Origin of the sequence: Natronococcus jeotgali DSM 18795 (assembly GCF_000337695.1) — an archaeon.
Classification (GTDB): Archaea; Halobacteriota; Halobacteria; order Halobacteriales; family Natrialbaceae; genus Natronococcus; species Natronococcus jeotgali.
Genome location: NZ_AOIA01000162.1, coordinates 74,190 through 94,621, shown reverse-complemented (window position 1 = coordinate 94,621; position 20,432 = coordinate 74,190). Strand labels below are relative to the sequence as shown.

The window sequence follows — 20,432 nt, the reverse complement described above, 5'->3', positions numbered from 1 at the left end:
TCGCCGCCCCGAAGTAGCGTCCGCGCGAGGAAACTCGCCACGCTTAAGCGCCGCCCCGAACCAGTACCCGCCATGAGGGGGTTTTACATCGGTCGCTTCCAGCCGTTTCACAACGGTCACCGCAACATGGTCGAGCAGATCGCCGAGGACGTCGACGAACTCGTCCTGGGAATCGGAAGCGCCGACGACTCGCACTCCGTGCGCAACCCGTTTACCGCCGGCGAGCGAATCATGATGATCACCAAGTCGCTGGTCGACTCCGATCTGGTGACCTACGCCGTCCCGATCGAGGACCTGGACCGCAACTCGGTGTGGGTGAGCCACGTCCGGAGCATGAGTCCTCACTTCGACGTCGCGTACTCGAACAACCCGCTGGTCGTCCAGCTGTTTCGCGAGGCCGACTTCGAGGTTCGCCAGTCGCCGATGTTCAACCGCGAGGTGCTCGAGGGAACTGAGGTCCGTGAGCGGATGATCAACGACGGCGACTGGGAGTCGCTGGTTCCCGAGGCCGTCGTCGAAGTCGTCGAGGAGATCAACGGGATCGAGCGGATCCAGATGGTCAGCGGATCGGACTCGAACGGCGGGTAGCGCGACGGTACTCGCCGATTACGCCCGCCTCGCGGCCGCCCCGAGCCGCATCCGTTTTCATCGACCGCTCCGTACCGCCGACCATGATCACGCTCGCGTCAGACTTCGGAACGCCCTACCCCGCCGCGATGAAGGGCGTTCTGCTCCGACGAACCGACGCGCGGCTTGTCGACGTCGGTCACGACTTCCCGCGCCAGGACGTCCGCACCGCGGCGTTCTGGCTCCGGGAGACGCTGCCGTACTTCCCGCCGGCGACCCACCTCGTGGTCGTCGACCCCGGCGTCGGCACCGACCGCGCGGCGATCGCGATCCGGGCCGGCGACCACGCGCTCGTGGGGCCGGACAACGGCGTCCTGGTTCCCGCGGCCCGCCGTCTGGCCGGCGACGGGCCGATCGAGACGTACGCCGTCGACGAGCGGGCGATCGAACCGGTCGATCCCGCAGGCGAGTCGGCGCCGGATCCCGGTGCGGGCCCGCAAAGCAACACGTTCCACGGGCGGGACGTCTTCGCGCCCGCCGCGGCCGCGGTCCACGAGGTCGCCCTCGATCGACTCGGCTCGCTCGAGGCGCTCGGACGGACCGACGACCGCGTCGATCTCACCTTGCCCGAAGCGACCGTCGAGGACGGCGCGGTCGACGGCGAGGTGCTGGTCGTCGACGACTTCGGCAACGTGGTCACGAGCGTTCCGGGTGACTACCTCGAGGGTCGCGACCGGGTCCTCGCGAACGGCGAGCCCGTGCCCGTCGGCGACGCCTTCGCGGACGTCCCGGTCGGTCGGCGACTCGCGCTCGTCGGCAGCCACGGCTACGTCGAACTCGACGTCAACCGCGGACGTGGCGAGGCGGCGTTCGACCTCGCGGTCGGCGACAGGATCGTCCTCGAACCCGTAACGTGAGCAGCTCCCGGCCGCGGGTCAGTCGCCCTCGGGCGGTTCGATGCGGAACTCGCCGGACGCGTATCCGGTGACCGCACAGCGAGCGAACCGAAAGGAGACGCTCCCGGTCCCGGGACGGTGGCGCGCCCAGTGGGAGAACAGCGCGTCGAGCGCGTCCGGATCGATCCGTCGCGACAGCGTCTCGAGGTCCGCCGGATCGGTCTCGAGTACCGACGCGACGGCGAGTACTAGCGCCGTGCTCGCCGACTGGGACTCGTCGCTGGACCACCACACGTGGTAGGTGTCGCCGTCCTCGTCGTAGTAGACGGTTCGGCCGGCCGCGTCGTCGACGGGAGTCAGCCGATCCGAGGGAGGCGAGACGGACATACTTCAACGTGTCCGCATATTATTCCTTAAGACTATCGTCAAAAATACAATTAGTGTTAGAGGGGAGACGAACTGCGCTTACTCGGCGGCGATGACGTCGTCGATGCGGACGATCATCGTCGCGGCCTCGGTCGCGCTCTCGATGGCCTCCCGTTTGACGTCGGCGGGGTCGACGACGCCGTACTCGAAGGGGTCGTCGATGGTGACGGTCTCGCCGTCGGTGATGAGGCCGGCGCGGTCGCCGCCCTCGTGGGCCGCCCGCAGGTCGACCAGCGTGTCGATCGGGTCCTGGCCGGTGTTGGTCGCCAGCGTCCGCGGCACGACGTCGAGGGCGTCGGCGAAGGAGGTGACCGCGAGCTGTTTGCGGCCCTCGATGCCGGCGGCCTCCGAGCGGATCTTGTCGGCGATCGCGATCTCGGTGGCGCCGGCGCCGGGGACGACCTCGCCGGACTCGAGCGCCGTCGCGACGACGTCGAGTGCGTCGTTGATCGCGCGCTCGAGCTCGTCGACGACGTGTTCGGTGCCGCCGCGGACGAAGACGGTGACGGCCTCGGCGGCCGCGCCGCCCTCGACGAACGCCAGGTCGTCGTCGCCGTAGTTCTGTGCGCGCACGCGGTCGGCCGCGCCGAAGTCGCTCTCCTCGAGGTCCTCGAGGGCGCCGACGCGGTTGGCGCCGGTCGCGGAGACGATCTGGCGGGCGTCGGAGTCGCCGAGGCCGTCGAAGACCAGCACGCCCTCCTTCGCGAGGAACGAGCTGATGCGGTCGTCGACGTCGTCGGTCGTGAAGACGACGTCGGCGCCGCTCTCGGCCAGCGTCTCGGCGTAGCCCCGAACCTCGCTCTCCTCGGCGTCGATGGCCTGGTTGAGCTGGTCGATCGAGTCGATGGCGTACTCGGCGTCGAGCTCGCCGGTGCGGACGCCGAGTTCGACGTCGAGCACGGCGATCGAGGCGTCCTCGACCTCGCCGGGCATCGAGTCGTGGGCGGCCTCCTCGTCGATGACGATCCCCGGAACGAGCTCGGTCGCGTTCGAGGAGGCGCCGATCTGGGTGTGGACGGTGACGTTGTCACGCTCGACGCCGGCGTCGCTCTCGACGTGGCGGATGGCCTCGACGACCGTCTCGGCCAGCGATTCGGCGGTCAGGCCGCCGGTGCCCTTGCCCGTCATGCTGGATTCGGCGACCTGCTTGAGCACGTCGTCGTCGACGGTCTCTTCGCTGACCTGCTCGTCGATCGCCTCGAGGGCGATCTCGGCGGCCTCGTGGTAGCCCTCGACGATCGTCGTCGCGTGGACGTCCTGTTCGATGAGGTCTTCGGCCTCACCGAGCAGGTTGCCGGCGATCACGGCCGCGGTCGTCGTCCCGTCGCCGACCTCCTCCTCCTGGGAGTCGGCGACCTCGACGAGCATCTGGGCCGCGGGGTGTTCGATGTCCATCTCGTTGAGGATGGTCGCGCCGTCGTTCGTGATGACGACCTCGCCGCCCGAGTCGACGAGCATCTTGTCCATCCCGCGGGGCCCCAGTGTCGTCCGTACCGACTCGGCGACGGCCTTGCCGGCCATGATGTTCGACGACTGGGCGTCCCGGCCCTGGGTTCGCTGGCTATCCTCGCTCAGAATGAACATGGGCTGTCCGCCCATGCGTCGCTGTTGTGCCATTGTGGATCCTCACTAACCATGTCGTCAGCACTTCTATATAATTGTTTCGCTAGCCGGCGCGCCTCCGTCTTGCGATTTCCCCTGTCACCGTCCGACGCACTGCGGTTCCGGGGCGATCGACCGCCGCAGTCGGCCCGTCCCGGTTCGCTCGCGGTCCCCCGCGGGCCGGCTCGAGCCGTTCGAACGCCGCCGAGGCGGGACGTTCCCTCGACCGAGTGAGGCGATTTATATCGCTCCCGGAACGTGCGGTACGTATGGTCGCGAAACGGGTAGTCGATTCTCCGGCGACATCGACCGAACGGTGACTCCAGGCGTGTTACCCGCTCTCGAACGCCGGCTGCGATCGCGGCTGTCGGTGCTTCGCGTCTACTGCTACGGGCTCTGTATGGGCACCGCCGACGCCCTTCCGGGCGTCTCCGGCGGCACGGTCGCGCTTCTGCTCGGGTTCTACGAACGGCTGATCGCCGCCGTGACGGCGTTCACGCCCGGGCGCGTGCTCGACGTTCTCGGAGGGTACGACCCGCGGCGCCGCGCCCGGGCTCGAGCGGCCCTCCTCGAGCTCGATCTCCAGTTCCTGCTCCCGCTGGGCGTCGGGATAGTAACCGCCGTCGCGCTCGTCGCGGGCGCGGTGTCGGCCCTCGCGGAGTCGCACCCGGTCGCGCTGTTCGGGTTCTTCGTCGGACTGATCGCCGCCTCGGCGGTCGTGCTCTTTCGGAGCCTGTCGCTCGGCTCGGCCCGCCGCGTCCTCGCGGCCGCCGCCGGGACCGCGCTCTCCCTGCTGGTCGCGACCAACGTCCTCCAGCTGCCGGGCAGCGGCGCCGTCGTGATCTTTCTCTCCGGCGGGCTGGCGGTCAGCGCGATGATCCTCCCGGGCGTCTCCGGCTCGCTGATCCTCATCTTGCTGGGCCAGTACGTCTTCCTCTCCGAGTCGCTCACCGCCTTCCTCGGGTCGCTCCGAGATCTCGCCCTCGGCGACGGGACCGTCGGCGCGGTCCTCGAGCCGGGGACGACCGTCGCCGTCTTCGTCGCCGGCGGCGCCGTCGGACTCGTCACGGTCGCGCGGGTGGTCCGGTTCGCGCTGGAACGCCACCGCGAGCCGACCCTGCTCTTTCTCGTCGGCCTCATCGCCGGCTCGGTTCCCGCGCCGCTGCACGAGATCGCCGACGCGCGCGCGCTGACGGGCGAGGTCCTGGCGCTGACCGCGGCCTGGGCCGTCGCCGGCGCGGTCGCGCTGTTCGCGCTCGACAGGCTCGCGGGCGGGTTCGATCCCGAGTGACGCCCCTCGCGGGGCGGCCCCGAACGTTATGGCTCTGGCGGCGAACCGCTCGGGCATGGAATCCGTTGGCACGGGACTCGCACGCATCGATCGGAACGACCGACGGGCCGACGTCTACCTCGCCCGACCCGAGAAGCGAAACGCGATGTCGGTCGAACTCATACGGGATCTGACCGCGGCGTTCGAACGCGTCGACGCCGACGAGGACGTCCGGGCGGTCACCCTGCTCGGGGAGGGGCCCGTCCTCAGCGCCGGAATGGATCTCGAGATGATGCGCGACCGGGTCGAGCCCGACTCCGACGTCGACCGGGACGTCTTCCCGACCCTGCTCGAGACCGTCGAGACGACGCGACAGCCGACCGTCGTCGGCATCAAGCGGGCCGCGCCGGCCGGCGCGTTCGAGCTGACGCTGCCCTGTGACTTCCGGATTCTGGGCCGCGACGCGAAGTACGGGCTGCTCGAGGTGACGCTCGGCACGTTCCCCCACGGTGGCGGCACCCAGCGCCTCCCCCGACTGGTGGGACTCTCGAAGGCGAAGGAGATCGTTCTCACCGGCGAGTACGTCGACCCCGAAGCGGCCGAACGGATGGGGCTCGTCCACGAGGTCTGCGCCGACGAGGCGGTCGACGAGCGCGCGAAGGCGTTCGCGGACCGACTCTGCGAGAACGCGCCGCTGGCCCTCGAGAACGGAAAACGAGCGCTCAACGCCGCCCTGGAGACGCCACTCGACCGGGGACTCGAGTTCGAGCGCACCCTGGCGCGCGAACTCGACGACACCGACGACTACCGGGAGGGGTTCGACGCGCGACTCGCCGACCGGGAGCCGCAGTTCCGCGGGGAGTGATCACCGGCGGTCGTAGATCCGAACGGCCCGGTCGTGGCGCACCGACAGCCCGTTCGGATTGCGCCGCGTCGACCGGTCGGCGTACCGGGCTCGGAGCCCGTCCTTGAGGCCGCCGGCGGCGTTCGTGACGACGTCGACGCCGTCCGAGAACCAGCCCGTCGGCGTCGCGCTCCCGGCGACGATCCCCCGAACGCCCGCGGCCCCGTCCCGGATCGCGCTGCCGACGGTGCGCCCGAGGACCGTCGGTCGCGGGCCGTAGTTCTTCCCGAGTCCGTAGGCGAGCGCCCGGTAGGCGGTCCCCCAGTCGGGGTCGGCTCGCCCGCCGTCCGCGCCGACGTCGCTCCGAGCGGTCATCGACCGCTCCCAGGCGACCTCGAAGCCGAGGCCGCTCGCGCGGTGGGCACAGTCGACGGCGCCGTCGCCCTCGATGTACTCGTCGAACCCGTCCAGGGCCTCGAGCGAGGTGCGGTCGAACGCGACGTTGCCGCCGTCGAACAGGGTCACCTCCCGTCCGGCGACCGACCGCGTCCGTTCGGTCTCCGCGAGCGTCCCGTCGGCCTCGCCCGTCGGGCCGGCGACGACGTCCGCGCCGTCGGCGACCGCGCCTTCGAGACCCCCGTACCAGCCCGGCTCGACCGCGTACCCGGCGTCGAGGAAGGCGACGACGTCGCCGGTCGTCGTCTCGAATCCGGCGTTGCGGGAGACGTTCGAGTTTCGCTCGGAGATCTCGACGAGAACGTCGACGTCCTCGCGCTCGCGGACGACGCCGGTGGTTCCGTCCGAAGAGGGGCCGTTGACGACGACGAGTTCCGTCTCGACGGGGGTCTCCGTCGCGAGCGCGTCGAGACACGACAGCAGTCGCTCCCGGTCGTTGAGCGTCGAGACGACTACCGAGAGCTCCATGCCCTACAGTAGCCGCGTCCGAGGATAAAAATAGGGTGGAATTCGATCCCGCTCACCGCACGCGGGTGTTCCAGTAGGAGACCGACGCGAGGTGGTCGGTCAGCGGGCGGCCGCCTACCGTCTCGTCGACCGAGCGGATCGCGTTCGCCAGTCCGTTCGGGATCGATCGGTAGAGTCCGTACGGCGCGAGGAAGTCGTCCTCGACGTCGACCAGCGTCAGGTCGGTCTTCGCGAGCAGGACGCTCACCTCGCTTTTCGAGTAGAGGCGCGACCCCATCGGTAGCGCCCAGTTGTAGACGCTGCGCGCCGAAAAGCGGTTGAACGTGTCGAAGACGATCTGATCGCGCGAGACCCGGCGCATCTCCCGGAGGAACGCCTCGGGATCGTCGGCCAGGTGGAAAAACCGCATCGCGACAACGGTATCGAAGTGATCGTCCGGGAACGGCAGCCGTCCGGCGTCGCCCCGCAGAAACTCGAGGGTTCCCGCGACGTTCGCCGCCTTCGCTTTCTTGCGTCCCTGTTGCAGCATCGCCGCCGAGATGTCCAATCCGACGACGTCCGCGCCGCGCTCGGCAAGCATGACCGTAAACCGCCCGGTACCACAGGCGATCTCGAGGACGTTGCGGTCCTCGACGGGCATGATCGCCTCGAGTACGGCCTCCTTCTCCCGGCGGTCGATCAGCTGTCCGCCCTGGGAGAACCGCTTGTCGTCGTACTCGGCGGCGACGTCGTCGGCCTGGTACCACTCCTGTCCTTTCACGCTGGCTCCAACTACGGCGACGACAGGATAAAACGATACTGGAGTCCGACGACGACCGTCCGAGGACTGACACGTTCTCGAACGTCGGAAACGACCTCGACGGCGGCTGTAGCCCGACGGTTCGGTTACCCGGCGAGTTGATCGGTCCGTTCGCGAGCGAACACGTCAATCGGGAGTGATAATATGTCGGGTATACACCTTATACAAACTGGATTGTTCGTATCCACATATAGGGAAGCTTTACCAGTACCGACTCCGCTGTACTCGGTATGAGCATGAGTACCGCAGAGGATCGCGCCGGCGCTACCGAGCAGTCGCTCTCCGAGGAGGAGTACCGCGATCGGCTTCGCGACCTGCCCCCGAGCGCGAAACTCGTCGCCAAGGTCCTCGAGACCGACTCGCCGCTTTCCCAGGGGCAACTCGCCGAGGAGTCGCTGCTGCCCGACCGGACCGTCCGCTACGCGCTCAACCGCCTCGAGGACGTCGAGCTGATCGGTTCCCGGTACAGCTTCCGCGACGCCCGCAAGCAGGTCTACTTCCTGAAGCGGTAGCGACACCCCTTTTTTCCCCGACCGTAACGTCCGCCCGTGAACGTCGTTTCCAGCGCCGTCCCGGTGTCGACCTGCGCGCCCGGGGGCCAGACCAACGCCTACCTGCTCGGCGAGGAGCCGTCGGTCCTCGTCGACCCCGCGGCCCGAACCGACGCGCTCGATCGACTGGTCGCGGCCCGATCCGTCGAGCACGTCGTCCTCACCCACACCCACCCCGACCACGTCGGCGCGGTCGCGGCGTACGCGGCCGAGACCGAGGCGACGGTGTGGGCGCGGTACGGCCGCGCCGACCGGTTTCGCGAGGCGACGGGAATCGAACCCGACCGCGAGTTCGCCCCCGGAGCGACGATCCCCGTCGGGGACGAGCGGGTGCGCGTCCTCGACGCCCCGGGACACGCCCCGGACCACCTCGCCTTCGAGGCCGGCGCGGACGGTCCGATCGTCTGTGGCGACTGCGCCGTCCGCGAGGGCAGCGTCGTCGTCGGCGCCCCCGAGGGCGACCTGCGAGCGTACCTGACGACGCTGCGTCGGCTCCGGGCGATCGATCCGCCGACGCTGTTCCCGGGTCACGGGCCCGTCATCGAGGACCCCCGGGAGACCCTCGAGCGGCTCATCGCCCACCGGAACCGCCGCGAGCGACGGGTCCTCGAGGCGGTCGAGGACGGCGCGAGCGCGCCGCCGGAGATCCTCGAGGCGGCCTACGAGAAGGACCTCTCGGGCGTTCGCGACCTCGCGCGGGCGACGGTTCGGGCCCACCTCGAGAAACTCGCCGTCGAGGGGCGGGTCGAGTGGGACGGCGAACGCGCCGCGACCCTCGAGACGGGCGTCACTCGCTCGAAGTGAACTGGAACTCGAAGCTGAGCTGCTCCTCCGCTTTGACCCGGACGCCGCCGAACTCCTCGGCGATCTGCTTTTGGGCTTCCGAGCTCGGTTCGACGGTGAACGAGACGCCGTTGTGGTTCGCGTTGTACTCGATCCCGCTGACGGTCACGTCGAAGGCGAACAGCTCCGGAACCTCCGTCCGGAGGCGGTCCCGGACGCGATCGATCTCGGTCTGAACGTCGGCCATCTCCTCGTTGAGCGTTGCCATGCGGTACCGTAGGTCGCGGTCGATCCTAACGGTTCGTTCCGGTCCGGGAGACGGTCCGATCGACCGACGGACGCCCGGAGCCAAGCGACTCGCTTTTGCCCCTCGAGGCGTACGAACGGGTGTGCAATCGCTGGAGGCCGAACTCGAGTCCGCCCGCGAGCTCGCGATCGACGACCTGGCCGACGCCATCGAGTCCATCGGCTTCGAGTGTACCCGGTGTGGCGCCTGCTGTACGGGCCACGGCGAGGAGGAGCATACGGCGACGGTGTTCCCCGACGAGGTCCGCCGGCTCGAGGACGCCGAGGCCGCCGCCGTCGGGAGCGACGGAGGCGAAGACGACGCGGTGCCAGAGGTCGAGGACCGCGAGTGGCGCGACGTCGCCCGACCGGTGCCCTACGGGCTCGCCGAGGGCGCGGACGGCCTCGAGGGCGAGACCTTCGAGTGGGCGTTGCAGACCGACGGCTGCGGCGACTGCGCGTTCTACGCCGAGGGCGACGACGGCGTCGGCGCCTGCACCGTCCACGAGGACCGCCCGCTGATCTGTCGCACGTACCCCTTCAGCGTCGCGCTCGCGGGCACGAGCCAGCCGATGGGCGAGGCCGTCGACGAGGAGGGCGTCGTCCGCGCCCACGAATGCGAGGGGCTCGGCCGGGAGATCGCCCGCGAGGACGCCGAGGAGCTCGCCCGCGCCCTGAAAGAGCGGGCGGTTCGAGAGCTCGAGGAGGCGATCGGCGTCCGGGACGCGTACGAGCCCGCCGACCCCGGGCCGGGCGAGGTCGTCGTCCACGACTCCGAGGGCGCCAAAGGGATCGACGGAACCCCTCTGGAGGACTGACGCCGCAAGCGCGTTCGAGACCGACAGGACTTTGCGGCGACCGGGGTATCCGTGGCTATGGACATCGACTGGGACGCGATCAGCCACGTCACCAAGGTCGATCCGGCGAAACCCCTCCCGTCGGATCTCGGCGCGCTCGAGGGGACGGATCTGGTGCTCGTCGGCGGCTCGGACGGCGTCACCGAGGCCAACAGCCTCGCGGCGATCGAGCGCGTCGCCGACTCGTTTCCGTCGCTGCCGGTCTGGCAGGAACCGTACAGCTCCTCGCACGTCTCCCGTGAGACCGTCGAGGCGGCCGACGCCGTCTCGATCCCCGCCGTCTACAACGGGGATCGGAAGCACTTCGTGGGCAAACACCTCGAGCTGTTCACCGAGGTCGGAAAGAAACCCGACGAGCTGCTGGGCTCGAGCGTTCCGCTGGTCGGCGAGCTGATCGCCTCGAAGGGCGTCGACGCGGTCGCCGAACTCGCTGACAAGCTCGTCGGCGAGGGGTACGTCGTCCAGCACCTCGCGTCGACGGCCGCGGCCGTCTCCGGGGTCGAGGCGGCCTACTCCCCCGAGGAGGTCGCCGGCGCCGCCCTCGCGACCGAGTCGTTCTACGGCTTTCCGATCTTCTACGTCGAGTACTCTGGCACCTACGGCGGGACGGCGGACGTCGAGACGGCTACGCGGTACCTGGAGGAGACGACGCTGCTGTACGGCGGCGGGATCGACAGCGCCGAGAAGACCCGCGAGATCCTCGAGGCCGGTGCGGACGCCGTCGTCGTCGGGGACTGTTTCCACGACGATCCCGAGACGTTCCGGGAGACGATTCCGCGGTAGGGCGCGTTCCGGACCCGCGGCCGACCTGACGCAACTTCCTCGGTGCCGATCGTTCTACTCGCCGTCCGAAATCATAACGAAAATAAAATCCGTTCGACTATCGAGCCAGTATGGGCTCGCTTTCTTCGTACCCGCAACTGGCCGGAGAGCTCTTCGAGACCGTCCAGCTGTCGCGGACGCTCGAGGACTCGAAGACGTTCGTCGACGCAATCCCCGAGGACGAGAGCGACGCGATCAGGGAGCGCTTCGAGCGGCGACGCGGCGAGCCCGACTTCGACCTCGAGGCCTTTCTTTCGGATGCGTTCGCCCTCCCCGAGGATCCCGTTACCGCCGCCGATCCCTCCCGGCTCTCGATGGAGCGCTACATCGACGAGCTCTGGGAGCACCTGATCAGGGAGCCCGCCGAGGGGGCCGAAGGGAGCACGCTGCTGTCGGTTCCCGGTCGGTACGTCGTCCCCGGCGGGCGGTTTCGGGAGAGCTACTACTGGGATACGTACTTCACCGCGACCGGGCTGGCCGTCACCGGACGGCTCGACCTCATCGACGAACTCGCGGAGAACTACGCGGCGCTTATCGAACGGTACGGCTGCGTCCCCAACGGGAACCGGCTGTACTACTCGAGCCGATCGAACCCGCCGATGTTCTGTCACCTCCTCGATATCCTCGAGAGCGAGCGCGGGTTCGAGGCGGTCCGGCCGTACCTGCCGGCGCTGCGCCGCGAGTACGAGTTCTGGATGGACGGGCGAAACGATGTCGCCGAGGACGACCGCGCCGTCCGACGCGTCGTTCACACCGACGACGGGCCGCTGAACCGGTACTGGGACGACCGCTCGGCCCCGCGCGAGGAGTCCTACCGCGAGGACGTCGCCCTCGCGGAGACGACCGATCGACCCGACCGGGAGCTCTACCGGGACGTCCGGGCGGCCTGCGAGTCGGGCTGGGACTTCAGCAGCCGGTGGCTCGCCGGCGACGAACTGGCGACGATCCGGACGACCGAACTGCTCCCGGTCGACCTGAACGCCCTCTGTTACGGCCTGGAGCGAACCCTCTCGCGGTGGGAGCGGACCCGCGGGAATCCCGACGCCGCCGACCGGTACGCCCGCGCCGCGGGGCGACGACGGCGGGCGATCGACGCCCGCTGCTGGGACGACGACGCGGGCTTCTATTTCGACTACTGCTGGACCGAAGGGAGACGGACGGACAGCTGGTCGCTCGCCGGGGCGGTGCCGCTGTTTTGCGGGCTGGCGACCGACGACCAGGCGGCCGCCGTCGCCGCTCACCTCGAGGAGCGGTTTCTCCACCCCGGCGGGCTGGTGACGACGCTGACCGAGTCGGGCGAGCAGTGGGACTACCCGAACGGGTGGGCGCCGCTGCACTGGATGGCCGTCGTGGGGCTTCACCAGTACGGGTACGACGAGCTCGCGGAGACGATCGCGGGCCGCTGGCTCGACCTCAACCGCGAGGTCTTCGACCGTAGCGGGTTGATGCTCGAAAAGTACGACGTCGCCGGGGGCTCCGGCGCCGGCGGGGGCGGCGAGTACCCGCTTCAGTTCGGCTTCGGCTGGACGAACGGCGTCGCGCTGGCGCTCCCGGCGCTGTTCTACTGAGCGACGCCGCTTGCGGCTCGGCCGCTTTCGGGGCGTCCCGACGGCTCGAGCGGTCCGTTTACGACGGGAAGAACCGGCGCGATCTCTCGATCGCGCGGCCTCTCAGAACGTGTCCTCGATAATCTCGCCGACGGCGAAGTTCGACTTGACTTCGGTGATCTCGACCTTGACCCGTTCGCCGACCTCGGCACCGGGGACGATGATCACGTACCCGCGCTCGACGCGGGCGATGCCGTCGCCCTGCTTGCCGATGTCCTCGATCTCGACGTAGCGAGTCTCGTCGACGTCGACCGGGGGCTGGGGCTCCGACGGCGCGGTCTGGGGCTGGGACGCCGAACTCGAGGCGTCCTCGGTTGCTTCATCACGAGAGATGAGCGCGACGCGGTAGACGTCGCCGGCGTCGATATCGCCGGTTTCGACTTCCTGTCGTGGCACCTCGATGACGTACCGATCCTCCTCCTCCGAGACTTCCGTACTGAACAAACACAGCAGTTTTTCAGATATTTCCACAGGTAGACCCTCGCGTTTGACTCTGCGCCCCGACCGTAATAGAACTACCGAACGACTACCGTGGTGAGCGGTGTCAGTCAAGGGCCGCCAGTCCCCGTCAGTCGGCCCGCTCGAGCGGCCGCGCCGTCGCGAACCCCTCGAGATCGACTTCGCCGCCGAACTCGGCGTCGGCGACCGACTCGTAGGGGCGGTTGACGACGATGTCGCCCGCGGTCGAGCTCCCGATGCCGGGAACGGTCGTGAGTTCGTCCATCGACGCCGCGTTCAGATCCAGCGGGTACGGCACCCCCGTCACCGACCGGTAGCCGTGGTCGACGACCGCGACGTCGGTCGTCTTCCCGAGTTCGCGCTCGCCGGGGATCCCGACCAAAAGCGGATAGGTGCCCAGCTGGCGACCGAACGTCTTCCCGTCCTGGTGGTACTCGAGGTGGACGTCCGGGAGGACGGTTCCCGTCGGGGCGACCCGGGCGAGCATCGGGTTGTCGATCTCCTCGCGGACCTGGCGTTTGTAGCGCTTGAAGAGCTTCTTGTGGTCGTTTGCGATCTCCGCACCCGTCTCGCTCATCTCGGTGCCGTCGAACGACATTACCTGCCGGATGTTCACCCGCCGGAGCATGTACCCCTCGTCGTACACCCGACGGAGAAACTCGAGGTTGCGCTCGTAAGTCTCCTCGCGTTCGCCCTTGAGCCCGTGCAGGAGGTTGATCCCGGGCAGGAGCTTGGGAAGGCGCGTCGGGGCGTCCTCGTCCGCGCTCGCGTGACCGTCGGGCCTCGGATCCCTCGGTCCGCCCGGTCTCCAGCCAGCCTCTTCGTTGACGATCCGAACCGCCTCGAAACACTCCTCGGCGGTGACGTTGAGGTTGTTCTCCTCCTGGACCAGCGGGTCGGCGGACTCGAGGCCAAAGGCCGCGGTGTCGCCGGGCGTGTTGTGCTCGGCGATGATCCGGATCCCCTCCCGAGACTTCTCGGGCCACTCGACGATCGTGATGGGGTTCATGTTGTCCAGGTGCAGCGTCTCGAGGTCGGGCGCGACCTCGCGGATCCCGCCGTACAGCGAGCGGAGCGCGTCGGGATTCGGGGCCTCGCCGTCGCCGCCGTAGGCGAGGATGTCGGCCTGGCGGCCGATCCGGAAGTGTTTGACGCCGAGATCGGAGAGCGCGTCGACCTCGCCGACGACCGACGGCGGCGGACGGAAGGTCGGATTCCCGTAGAGGGGTTCGGTACAGAACGAACACCGGTAGGCACAGCCCCGCGAGGTCTCGAGTTCGGCGATGAGGTACTCGGGATGGTTGGGGTGCTGTTCGACGATGAAGGCCCCCTCCCGAGCCCACCGGGAGACCTCGTCGACGTCGCGCATCCGGTTGTCGAATCCCTCGAGACCGCTCTCGACTACGTCGTGGACGGCGGCCTCGACGTCGCCCTTGGCGACGAAATCGAAGTCCAGATCCTGCCGTTCGGTCTCGGTGGCGCCGGCGTTTTCCTCGCCGACGCCGAACTTGACGGGACCGCCCATCAGGCTCGTCCCGCTCGCGGTCCAGGCGAGTTTGCGCACCTCGTCGGGCTCGGCGGGCGTGCCGCCGACGTACTTTCCGGGGACGGTCATCCCCCCCAGGTAGATCAGCAGGTCGGCCTCGTCGACGTCGCGCCACCGATCGGGCTCGTCGCGCAGCCCGTCGATCGTGTGGTACGTGATTTCCTCGCGTGGAACGCCCGCGTCGACGAGGGCTCCCGCGGTGTAGCGGGGGTACGTCGAGATGTACGGCGGCACCCCGAAGTGGGCGGGTTCGTCGACGTAGCCGTCGACGATCGTCACCGACAGCGTCTCGGGGTCGGACATAGCGGCCGGTAGCGCCTCGAGCGGTAAAACGGTGACTACACGGAAGCCCTCGCCAGCCGCGCTGCACGACAGCGCGGGCGGTGACCCCTTTCAGTCCCGCCCGAAAGCCCCGACGCGCCGGGCTGTGACTCGGCGTATCGTCCCGTTCAGTCCCGCCCGGCGGTGACCGGGTCGAGAGGCCGACACCGACGGATCGTACGGGTCTCGAGCCGTCTCGATCGAGTCGACGCTTCGGCGTCGGCGACGGTTCGGCGTGCCGTAACCCCGACGTTGATAGTACTCGTGGCGCTACTAGGGCCCATGCCACCGACCGAGGAGATCGTCTGCACCGCCGAGGACTGCTTTCTCGACCTCTTCGAGAACCACTACACCTACGACGTTCCCGAGGACTTCGACGTCTCGGAGCTCTCCTGTCCGGTCTGCGGGGGGACCGACTGCCTGCGGCCCGTCGAGCTTTGATCGGTCGCCGCCGTCTCCGTATTTTGCACGGGCACAATCACTAAGAGCGAGCCCGCCGTACCGTTCGAATCTGACGATGACCTGGATCCCTCGGTCGAGTTCCGTCCCGGCGTTCGGTCGCCCTCGCTCGCGTCGGTCGCACGGAGGACGACGCCGATGAGTCTCTCGGATCTCGCGGGCGCGGTGAGCGGGGCCATCTACCGGCAGATCGGGCGCGCGAACGGGTGCGTACAGCGCCACCGCCCGCTCGCGGTCGACGTCCTCGAGAACGAGACCAGCTACCTCGTCGTCCTCGACGCGCCCGGTGCCGGCGCCGACGACGTGCAGGTTCGCTACCTCGAGGGAACCGTCAGGGTCCAAATCGACCGGTTCCGGCAGTTCCACGACGGCTACGAGATGCGCTTTCCCGGCCGCGGGATGACACTGGAGGGTGAGGCCGACCTTCCCGACGACGCGCTCGTCGAGCCCGACGCGGGGACGGCCACGCTCACCGAAGCGGGCGCCCTGCGCATCGAGATCCCGAAGCGGGCGGCCGTCGACGACGTCGAGCTCGAGGAAGCGGTCGAACCCGGGACCGACGGAATCGCGATCGACGACTAGTTCTCCGGGAGCGTCATCCCCTCGGCGACGTCGAACGCCTCGTCGCCGTCGAACCGCGTCGGATCGAAGGGGTCGATCCCCGCCCCGCCCAGCACCTGGTCGGCGATCCGTTCGCCGATCGCGGGCGCGCGCATGAAGCCGTGGCCCTGGAACCCGGTGGCGACGTAGAGTCCGTCCGCGAGCTCGCCGACCAGCGGGTCCCGGTCCGGCGTCGCCGTACACAGTCCCGCCCAGGCCCGCACGAGGTCGTCGCCCTCGAGGTGAACCCCCGAGACGCGGCGGTCGACCCGCTCGAGCAAGTTCGTCGCGAAGCCCGGCGAGGCGTCCCGGTCGTAGTCGTCGGGGTCGGCCTCGATGTACTCGGTGCCGTCGCCCGCCAACAGCCCCTCGGGGTGGGGCCGCAGGTAGAACTCGGCGGTCGCGTCGTAACACATCGGCTCGGCGAGTTCGCAGTCGGCGACCAGCGCCTGCACGCGGTAGGGTTTCATCGCGATTGCGACTCCCGCGTCCGCGAGCAGTCGCTCGGTGTGGGCGCCCGCGGCGACGAGGACGGCGTCGACCTCGTGGGTGGTTCCGTCCGCATCGCGCACGACCCGCGCGGGATCGGTCCGAACGCGAACCGGCGTCTCCGGGCGCAGCGTCGCGCCGGCGCCGTCGGCGGCGGCCGCGAGACAGGCCGTGTACCTCGCGGGGTCGGTGTAACCCGCGGCGCCGGCGATCCCCGCGACCGCGACGTCGTCGGTCCGCAGCGCCCGGAATCGTTCAGCGAGTTCGTCGCCGTCGACCTCGAGCGCGATCGTCCCGTTCTCCTGCATGCGGGTGATCTGATCGCGAAGCGCCGCGGCGTTTCGCTCGTCGCCCTCCCGAGCCAGCCAGACGTAGGGGCACTCGACGAACGGGAACGTGTCGTCGCCCGACAGGTCCCGGAAGCGCTCGATCGCGTCGCTCCCGATTTCGGCGTCCAGCGGGTCGGCGAAGGCGTCGTAACAGACCCCCGCCGCGCGCCCGCTCGAGCCGCTCGCGATCGTCCCGCGGTCGTACAGCGTCACGTCGGCGCCCTCCCGAGCCAGGTCGTAGGCCGCGGTCGCGCCGATCGCCCCTGCGCCGACGACGGCCACCTCGAGGTCGCGACCGCGCTCGGTGAACGCGTCCGCGCCGACCGCGAGTTCGGACTCCCCGCTCATCGGCGATCACGAGGCCAGCAGGCCTCGAGCGGGCGCTCGGCGAGCCACTCGAGCGGCGCGCGGAGACGTTCCCGCCCGGTCGCGCGGGCGACCGCCCCCGACGGGGGCGCAGGGTCGTACGGTTCGGTGCTTCCGGCGGAAACGACCGTGGTGGCGGCCGCCTCGGGGTCCTCGGCGGTCGTCGTCCGTTCGGCGAGCGACGTCATACCCGCCGGTGGACGCCGGAGGAACTTATTTACACGGGGGAGAATCGAAAAAGAGCGCTCGAGGAACCCCTTCGAGGGTGGTCGAACGTGTCTACCGAGAGTGGTCGGTTTGGACTGATACTGATACCGAGCCGGGACACACCACCGTTTCAGCAATTCCTTAGAAGGCGCGATCAGGAGACGGAACGGCGCTACTCGAGCAAGGGATCCAGCCCGCGGGCGGGGTAGCCGACGACGGTCGTCGCGCCGGCCTCCCGGAGGGAGTCGGTCTGCTCGCTGACCTCCCGTTCGGTGCCGACCAGCGCGTAATCCCCTGCGGCCTTCAGCAGGACCTCGCGTGCGCGCCCGGTGGCGCTCGAGTCGGTGGCACAGTCCTCGGGCAGCGCGCGGGCGACGGGCCGACGGCGGGCGACGTAGTCGCCGACGGCGTCGAGGACGGCGTCGTCCTCGCCGGCGAACACCGCGGGCGCGTAGACGGCGAGGTCGCCCTCGAAGCCGGCTGCCCGCAGGGCCCGGAGCTCGCGGGGGGTCGACCGCGAGAGCAGGTCGTACTGGGTCGCGCCCGTCGCCATCGCGATCCGTTCGACGCTCTCGGAGCCGACCCAGGCGTCGGGGTCGGTCTCGAGGGCCGCGCCCAGTCGGGGCGCAACGGCCCGCTCGCGTTCCTCGTCGGTGAGGTAGGCGGGGTGGCCGGCGACCAGCACGCGGCTCACGCTCGCGGGCAGGTCGGCGAGCAGGGAGTCGTCGCCCAGCGGGTCGAAGCCGTCGGCCCGGACCGGGGTCGTCACGAACACGTCGGCGTCGGCCGACAGCGACTCGAGGACCGACGGTGCCGGGACGTACTCGCGACCCTCGTAGTCGACGGCGATCGTCTCGGCGGGGATCGATGCTGCTCGGGAGACGTCACACTCGGTCGGTTTCAGTGCGATCGCGTCCAGTCCGGCGCGGGCGACGGTGCTCGTGGTCAACATTGGAACTCACCTCGCGCGACGAAACGACGGCTACGATCGGTGCGGAACGCGATCGCTCGTCTGCGCGATCATGGCCGTTCTGGGCGGTCCGCGAGCAAAAAGCTGACGCTCCGCACAGCGCTCACGGCGTCGAGCGGTCGACCCGTTCGGGGGCCTCGAACTCGGTAGCGAGCTCGAGCAGCTGGACGAGCATCCGTCCCGTCGCCCCCCAGACGGTGTAGCCGTCGACGTGGAAGTAGTGGATGACGATGTCGCCGTAGTAGGGGTGGTCGCGGCGCTCGTACTCGTAGTTCGCGGGGTCGAGAAACCCGGACAGCGGAAGGACGACGATCTCGGCGACCTCGATTTCGTCGCGCTCGTACTCCCGGTTGGGGATCCGGGCCACGAAGGGGGTGACGGCGTACTCCGAGATCGTCCGAATGTCGTCGAGCTGGCCGACGACCTCGGCTTCCTCGGGCTCGAGGCCGATCTCCTCGTTGGCCTCCCGCAGCGCGGTCGCGAGGATCGACTCGTCCTCGGGTTCGGCGCCGCCGCCGGGAAAGCTCATCTGTCCGGGGTGGTTGCCCAGGTCGTCCGATCGACGGGTAAACAGCAGGTAATCCCCGTCGTCGCGCTCGACGACCGGGGCGACGACGGCCGCGTCGTACTCCTGGTCGTGGATCTCGTCGGGTCGGTGGGCCGCGACGGGCTCGAGGGTCAGTCTCGGTCCCATCGGATCACTCGAGTGCGTCCTCCAGGCGCGCGCGTTCGTCCGCGAGCTCGACGGGCGCCCACGTCTCGACGTCGTAGCTCGCGTCCAGCAGCGTCTCGATCCTGTCGTCGTCGCCGTCGGCGACGGCGTCCTCGACGGCCGCGACGAACTCGGTCCGGGCGGTCTCCCCGAGGGCCTCGCGGTCGAGGCGCCTGGGTTCGATCTCGAGGATGTGCGGAACGTCCTCCGCGCCGTCGGGGACGGTCGGAAAGGCGGTGGGGCCGGCGACCAGCAGCGGCTCGCCGGGTTCGATCCCGTCGGGGGCCGATCGGTTGGGGGGGTCGTAGGCGACGAGCGCGAACGACTCGAGGGCCCGATCGACCCGCGCCTCGAGGGCGTCGCGATCGACGTCGCCGCCGCCGTCGCGAAACGCGGCCTCCGCGAGGGCCCGATCGAGTTCGTCCCGAGTCAGGCCGCCGAAGAGGTCGACGACGCCGGCGAGTTCGTCGGCGGTCGCGTCCATACGCCGTCCAACGGTCGGTGCGCTGATAAAGGTTGAGCGGTCAGCTGTCGCTCGCGGAACCGACGCGGGGCTCGAGCCACGGTCGGGCCCGCTCGCGGACGAACTCGGGGTCGATCGGGGCGTCGCGCCACCGGGGGAGTCGGCGGTCGGGGCCGGGCGGCGCGATCGCGTCGGCGTAGCGAGCGAGCTGGTCGCGCTCGCCGTCTGGATCGTAGGCGAGTCCGTTGAACGCCGCGTCGGCGCGGTACTGGGCGATCAGCTCGCGGCCGGCCTCCCGGTAGCGCGCGGGCAGGGTCTCGTAGTCGGGGGCGACGCCGCCCTCCTCGAGCACCCGCAGCAGCTCCGCGCCGACGGCGCGGCTCATCCCCTCGAGTCCCGCCTCGCCGGCGACGGCGCGGTGGTCGTGCTCGTGGACGCCAAGGTCGACCTGGGCGGTCCCCTCGAAGCCGGCGTGCTCGAGGGCGTCCCCGAGGGTGCCGACCTCGAGGCCCCACGTCCGGGGCGGGCGCAGCCGTTCGGCTAACCCGGCGGTCATCGCGAACTCGCCGGCCAGCGCGTACCGGAACGCGCCGCAGTACTCGAGGACCGGTTCGTCGTGCCGGGCCGAGAGGGCTCGAATCAGCGGCTCGTAGAGCAGACGGAACAGGCGTCCGTAGAGCCGCCCCCGTTCGACGCGCGCGTAGTACCCCTTCGAGAAGGCGAACTCGGCCGTCAGGGGCGCGAGCAGCCGACGGACGTGGTCGGCCTCGTAGCTGCGGGCGTCGGCGTCGTGGACGACGACGAACTCGCCGGCCTCGGCGGCGGGCCCGAGCGCGAGCCAGACGTCCCGGCCCTTACCGGCCCCGCCGTCTATCCCCGCGGCCGTGAGCGCGCTCTCCAGCGCCGGCGCGTTACACCACAGCACCTCGATCGGCAGGGAAAACGACTCGAGCCACTCGCGAAACGGCCCGATCCGATCGGCCGAGGCTCGGACCGGGACGACGACCGCGGCGGGATCGAGCGCCTCGAGTTCGCCGAGCACGCGGGCGGCGGCGGGGCTGTGGTGTTCCCGGTCGGTCATCGGGACGACGACGGCCGCCTCGGCGACGGGGCCGTCCGACGGGCTCGCGTCGCCGAGGTCGTGGAGCGTCGCGATCCGCTCCTGGACGTACTCCATCGGTCAACTGTTGGTGCGAGCCGGTAAAACGACCACGACTCCGGCGAGCCGGACGAGGGCTCTCGTCGGTGACCGCTCGCCCGCGACTGGCCCTGTGGGAG

At 69.7% G+C, this 20,432-nt stretch carries 24 protein-coding genes; 11 read left to right on the top strand and 13 right to left on the bottom strand.

Annotated elements, in window-relative coordinates; all coding sequences use genetic code 11:
- Positions 1-72 precede the first annotated feature (72 nt).
- Together C492_RS20325 and C492_RS20320 are read left to right on the top strand one after the other, a co-directional pair.
- Positions 73-588, top strand: a complete 516-nt coding sequence (locus C492_RS20325; RefSeq protein WP_008427070.1) for a nicotinamide-nucleotide adenylyltransferase — start codon at positions 73-75, stop codon at positions 586-588.
- A gap of 83 nt (positions 589-671) precedes the next feature.
- Positions 672-1,484, top strand: a complete 813-nt coding sequence (locus C492_RS20320; protein WP_008427069.1) for an SAM hydrolase/SAM-dependent halogenase family protein — start codon at positions 672-674, stop codon at positions 1,482-1,484.
- Positions 1,485-1,502: 18 nt separating this feature from the next.
- Here C492_RS20320 and C492_RS20315 read toward each other — a convergent pair whose 3' ends face one another.
- A complete protein-coding gene (locus tag C492_RS20315) occupies positions 1,503-1,850 on the bottom strand; it encodes a HalOD1 output domain-containing protein (RefSeq protein ID WP_008427067.1) in 348 nt (115 codons plus the stop codon).
- Positions 1,851-1,928: 78 nt separating this feature from the next.
- Complete coding sequence (thsA, locus tag C492_RS20310; protein WP_049893221.1) at positions 1,929-3,473, bottom strand: thermosome subunit alpha; 1,545 nt, start codon at positions 3,471-3,473, stop codon at positions 1,929-1,931.
- Positions 3,474-3,819: 346 nt separating this feature from the next.
- On the opposite strand from thsA, the gene C492_RS20305 reads away from it, so the two are divergent.
- A complete protein-coding gene (locus C492_RS20305; protein ID WP_008427062.1) occupies positions 3,820-4,782 on the top strand; it encodes a DUF368 domain-containing protein in 963 nt (320 codons plus the stop codon).
- Between the two features lie 55 nt (positions 4,783-4,837).
- Positions 4,838-5,626 (top strand): enoyl-CoA hydratase/isomerase family protein, encoded by a 789-nt coding sequence (locus C492_RS20300; RefSeq protein WP_049893220.1) that lies wholly within the window; start codon positions 4,838-4,840, stop codon positions 5,624-5,626.
- Here C492_RS20300 and C492_RS20295 read toward each other — a convergent pair whose 3' ends face one another.
- The gene (locus tag C492_RS20295; protein ID WP_008427059.1) at positions 5,627-6,529 is read right to left on the bottom strand and encodes a glycosyltransferase family 2 protein; all 903 of its coding nucleotides are present in this window, start codon (positions 6,527-6,529) and stop codon (positions 5,627-5,629) included.
- A gap of 52 nt (positions 6,530-6,581) precedes the next feature.
- The gene (locus C492_RS20290) at positions 6,582-7,289 is read right to left on the bottom strand and encodes a class I SAM-dependent methyltransferase (RefSeq protein WP_008427057.1); all 708 of its coding nucleotides are present in this window, start codon (positions 7,287-7,289) and stop codon (positions 6,582-6,584) included.
- A gap of 269 nt (positions 7,290-7,558) precedes the next feature.
- Here C492_RS20290 and C492_RS20285 point away from each other — a divergent pair, with 269 nt between their 5' ends.
- The gene (locus C492_RS20285) at positions 7,559-7,840 is read left to right on the top strand and encodes a MarR family transcriptional regulator (protein ID WP_008427056.1); all 282 of its coding nucleotides are present in this window, start codon (positions 7,559-7,561) and stop codon (positions 7,838-7,840) included.
- A 36-nt stretch (positions 7,841-7,876) separates the two neighbouring features.
- Positions 7,877-8,683, top strand: coding sequence for an MBL fold metallo-hydrolase (locus C492_RS20280; RefSeq protein ID WP_008427054.1), 807 nt, complete (start codon positions 7,877-7,879; stop codon positions 8,681-8,683).
- Here C492_RS20280 and C492_RS20275 read toward each other — a convergent pair.
- Entirely contained in the window at positions 8,667-8,930 is a 264-nt protein-coding gene (locus C492_RS20275) for a hypothetical protein (RefSeq protein ID WP_008427052.1), read from the bottom strand. The two genes, C492_RS20280 and C492_RS20275, sit on opposite strands and share 17 nt — an antisense overlap.
- Positions 8,931-9,051: 121 nt before the next feature.
- Here C492_RS20275 and C492_RS20270 point away from each other — a divergent pair, with 121 nt between their 5' ends.
- From C492_RS20270 to treF, 3 genes are all read left to right on the top strand, one after another.
- On the top strand, positions 9,052-9,765 hold the full coding sequence (locus tag C492_RS20270; RefSeq protein ID WP_008427049.1) for a YkgJ family cysteine cluster protein: 714 nt from the start codon (positions 9,052-9,054) through the stop codon (positions 9,763-9,765).
- Positions 9,766-9,822: 57 nt separating this feature from the next.
- Positions 9,823-10,587, top strand: coding sequence for a heptaprenylglyceryl phosphate synthase (locus C492_RS20265; RefSeq protein ID WP_008427047.1), 765 nt, complete (start codon positions 9,823-9,825; stop codon positions 10,585-10,587).
- 110 nt (positions 10,588-10,697) lie between these two features.
- Complete coding sequence (treF, locus tag C492_RS20260; RefSeq protein WP_008427045.1) at positions 10,698-12,194, top strand: alpha,alpha-trehalase TreF; 1,497 nt, start codon at positions 10,698-10,700, stop codon at positions 12,192-12,194.
- Positions 12,195-12,296: 102 nt separating this feature from the next.
- Here the strand turns inward: treF and C492_RS20255 are convergent, their stop codons facing one another.
- Together C492_RS20255 and C492_RS20250 are read right to left on the bottom strand one after the other, a co-directional pair.
- Positions 12,297-12,704, bottom strand: a complete 408-nt coding sequence (locus C492_RS20255; protein WP_008427043.1) for a TRAM domain-containing protein — start codon at positions 12,702-12,704, stop codon at positions 12,297-12,299.
- Between the two features lie 97 nt (positions 12,705-12,801).
- Positions 12,802-14,541 (bottom strand): radical SAM protein, encoded by a 1,740-nt coding sequence (locus tag C492_RS20250; RefSeq protein WP_008427041.1) that lies wholly within the window; start codon positions 14,539-14,541, stop codon positions 12,802-12,804.
- Positions 14,542-14,841: 300 nt separating this feature from the next.
- Here C492_RS20250 and C492_RS24795 point away from each other — a divergent pair, with 300 nt between their 5' ends.
- Positions 14,842-15,000: a DUF7559 family protein gene (locus C492_RS24795; protein ID WP_008427040.1), complete on the top strand. Its 159-nt coding sequence runs from the start codon at positions 14,842-14,844 to the stop codon at positions 14,998-15,000.
- A 156-nt stretch (positions 15,001-15,156) separates the two neighbouring features.
- Positions 15,157-15,600 (top strand): Hsp20/alpha crystallin family protein, encoded by a 444-nt coding sequence (locus tag C492_RS20245; protein ID WP_008427038.1) that lies wholly within the window; start codon positions 15,157-15,159, stop codon positions 15,598-15,600.
- On the opposite strand, the gene C492_RS20240 is transcribed toward C492_RS20245, so the two are convergent.
- The 6 genes from C492_RS20240 to C492_RS20215 all read right to left on the bottom strand — a co-directional run bounded on the left by C492_RS20240 (position 15,597) and on the right by C492_RS20215 (position 20,331).
- Complete coding sequence (locus C492_RS20240; protein WP_008427036.1) at positions 15,597-16,784, bottom strand: NAD(P)/FAD-dependent oxidoreductase; 1,188 nt, start codon at positions 16,782-16,784, stop codon at positions 15,597-15,599. The genes C492_RS20245 and C492_RS20240 overlap by 4 nt on opposite strands.
- A complete protein-coding gene (locus tag C492_RS20235) occupies positions 16,781-16,990 on the bottom strand; it encodes a hypothetical protein (RefSeq protein ID WP_008427034.1) in 210 nt (69 codons plus the stop codon). Before C492_RS20235 ends, C492_RS20240 begins: the two co-directional genes overlap by 4 nt.
- Before the next feature lie 191 nt (positions 16,991-17,181).
- The gene (locus C492_RS20230; RefSeq protein ID WP_008427033.1) at positions 17,182-17,961 is read right to left on the bottom strand and encodes a DUF7388 family protein; all 780 of its coding nucleotides are present in this window, start codon (positions 17,959-17,961) and stop codon (positions 17,182-17,184) included.
- Positions 17,962-18,082: 121 nt separating this feature from the next.
- On the bottom strand, positions 18,083-18,673 hold the full coding sequence (locus C492_RS20225; RefSeq protein WP_008427032.1) for an NUDIX hydrolase: 591 nt from the start codon (positions 18,671-18,673) through the stop codon (positions 18,083-18,085).
- A gap of 4 nt (positions 18,674-18,677) precedes the next feature.
- Positions 18,678-19,175 (bottom strand): DUF7109 family protein, encoded by a 498-nt coding sequence (locus C492_RS20220; RefSeq protein WP_008427031.1) that lies wholly within the window; start codon positions 19,173-19,175, stop codon positions 18,678-18,680.
- Positions 19,176-19,215: 40 nt separating this feature from the next.
- Positions 19,216-20,331, bottom strand: a complete 1,116-nt coding sequence (locus C492_RS20215; RefSeq protein ID WP_008427030.1) for a glycosyltransferase family protein — start codon at positions 20,329-20,331, stop codon at positions 19,216-19,218.
- Positions 20,332-20,432 lie beyond the last annotated feature (101 nt).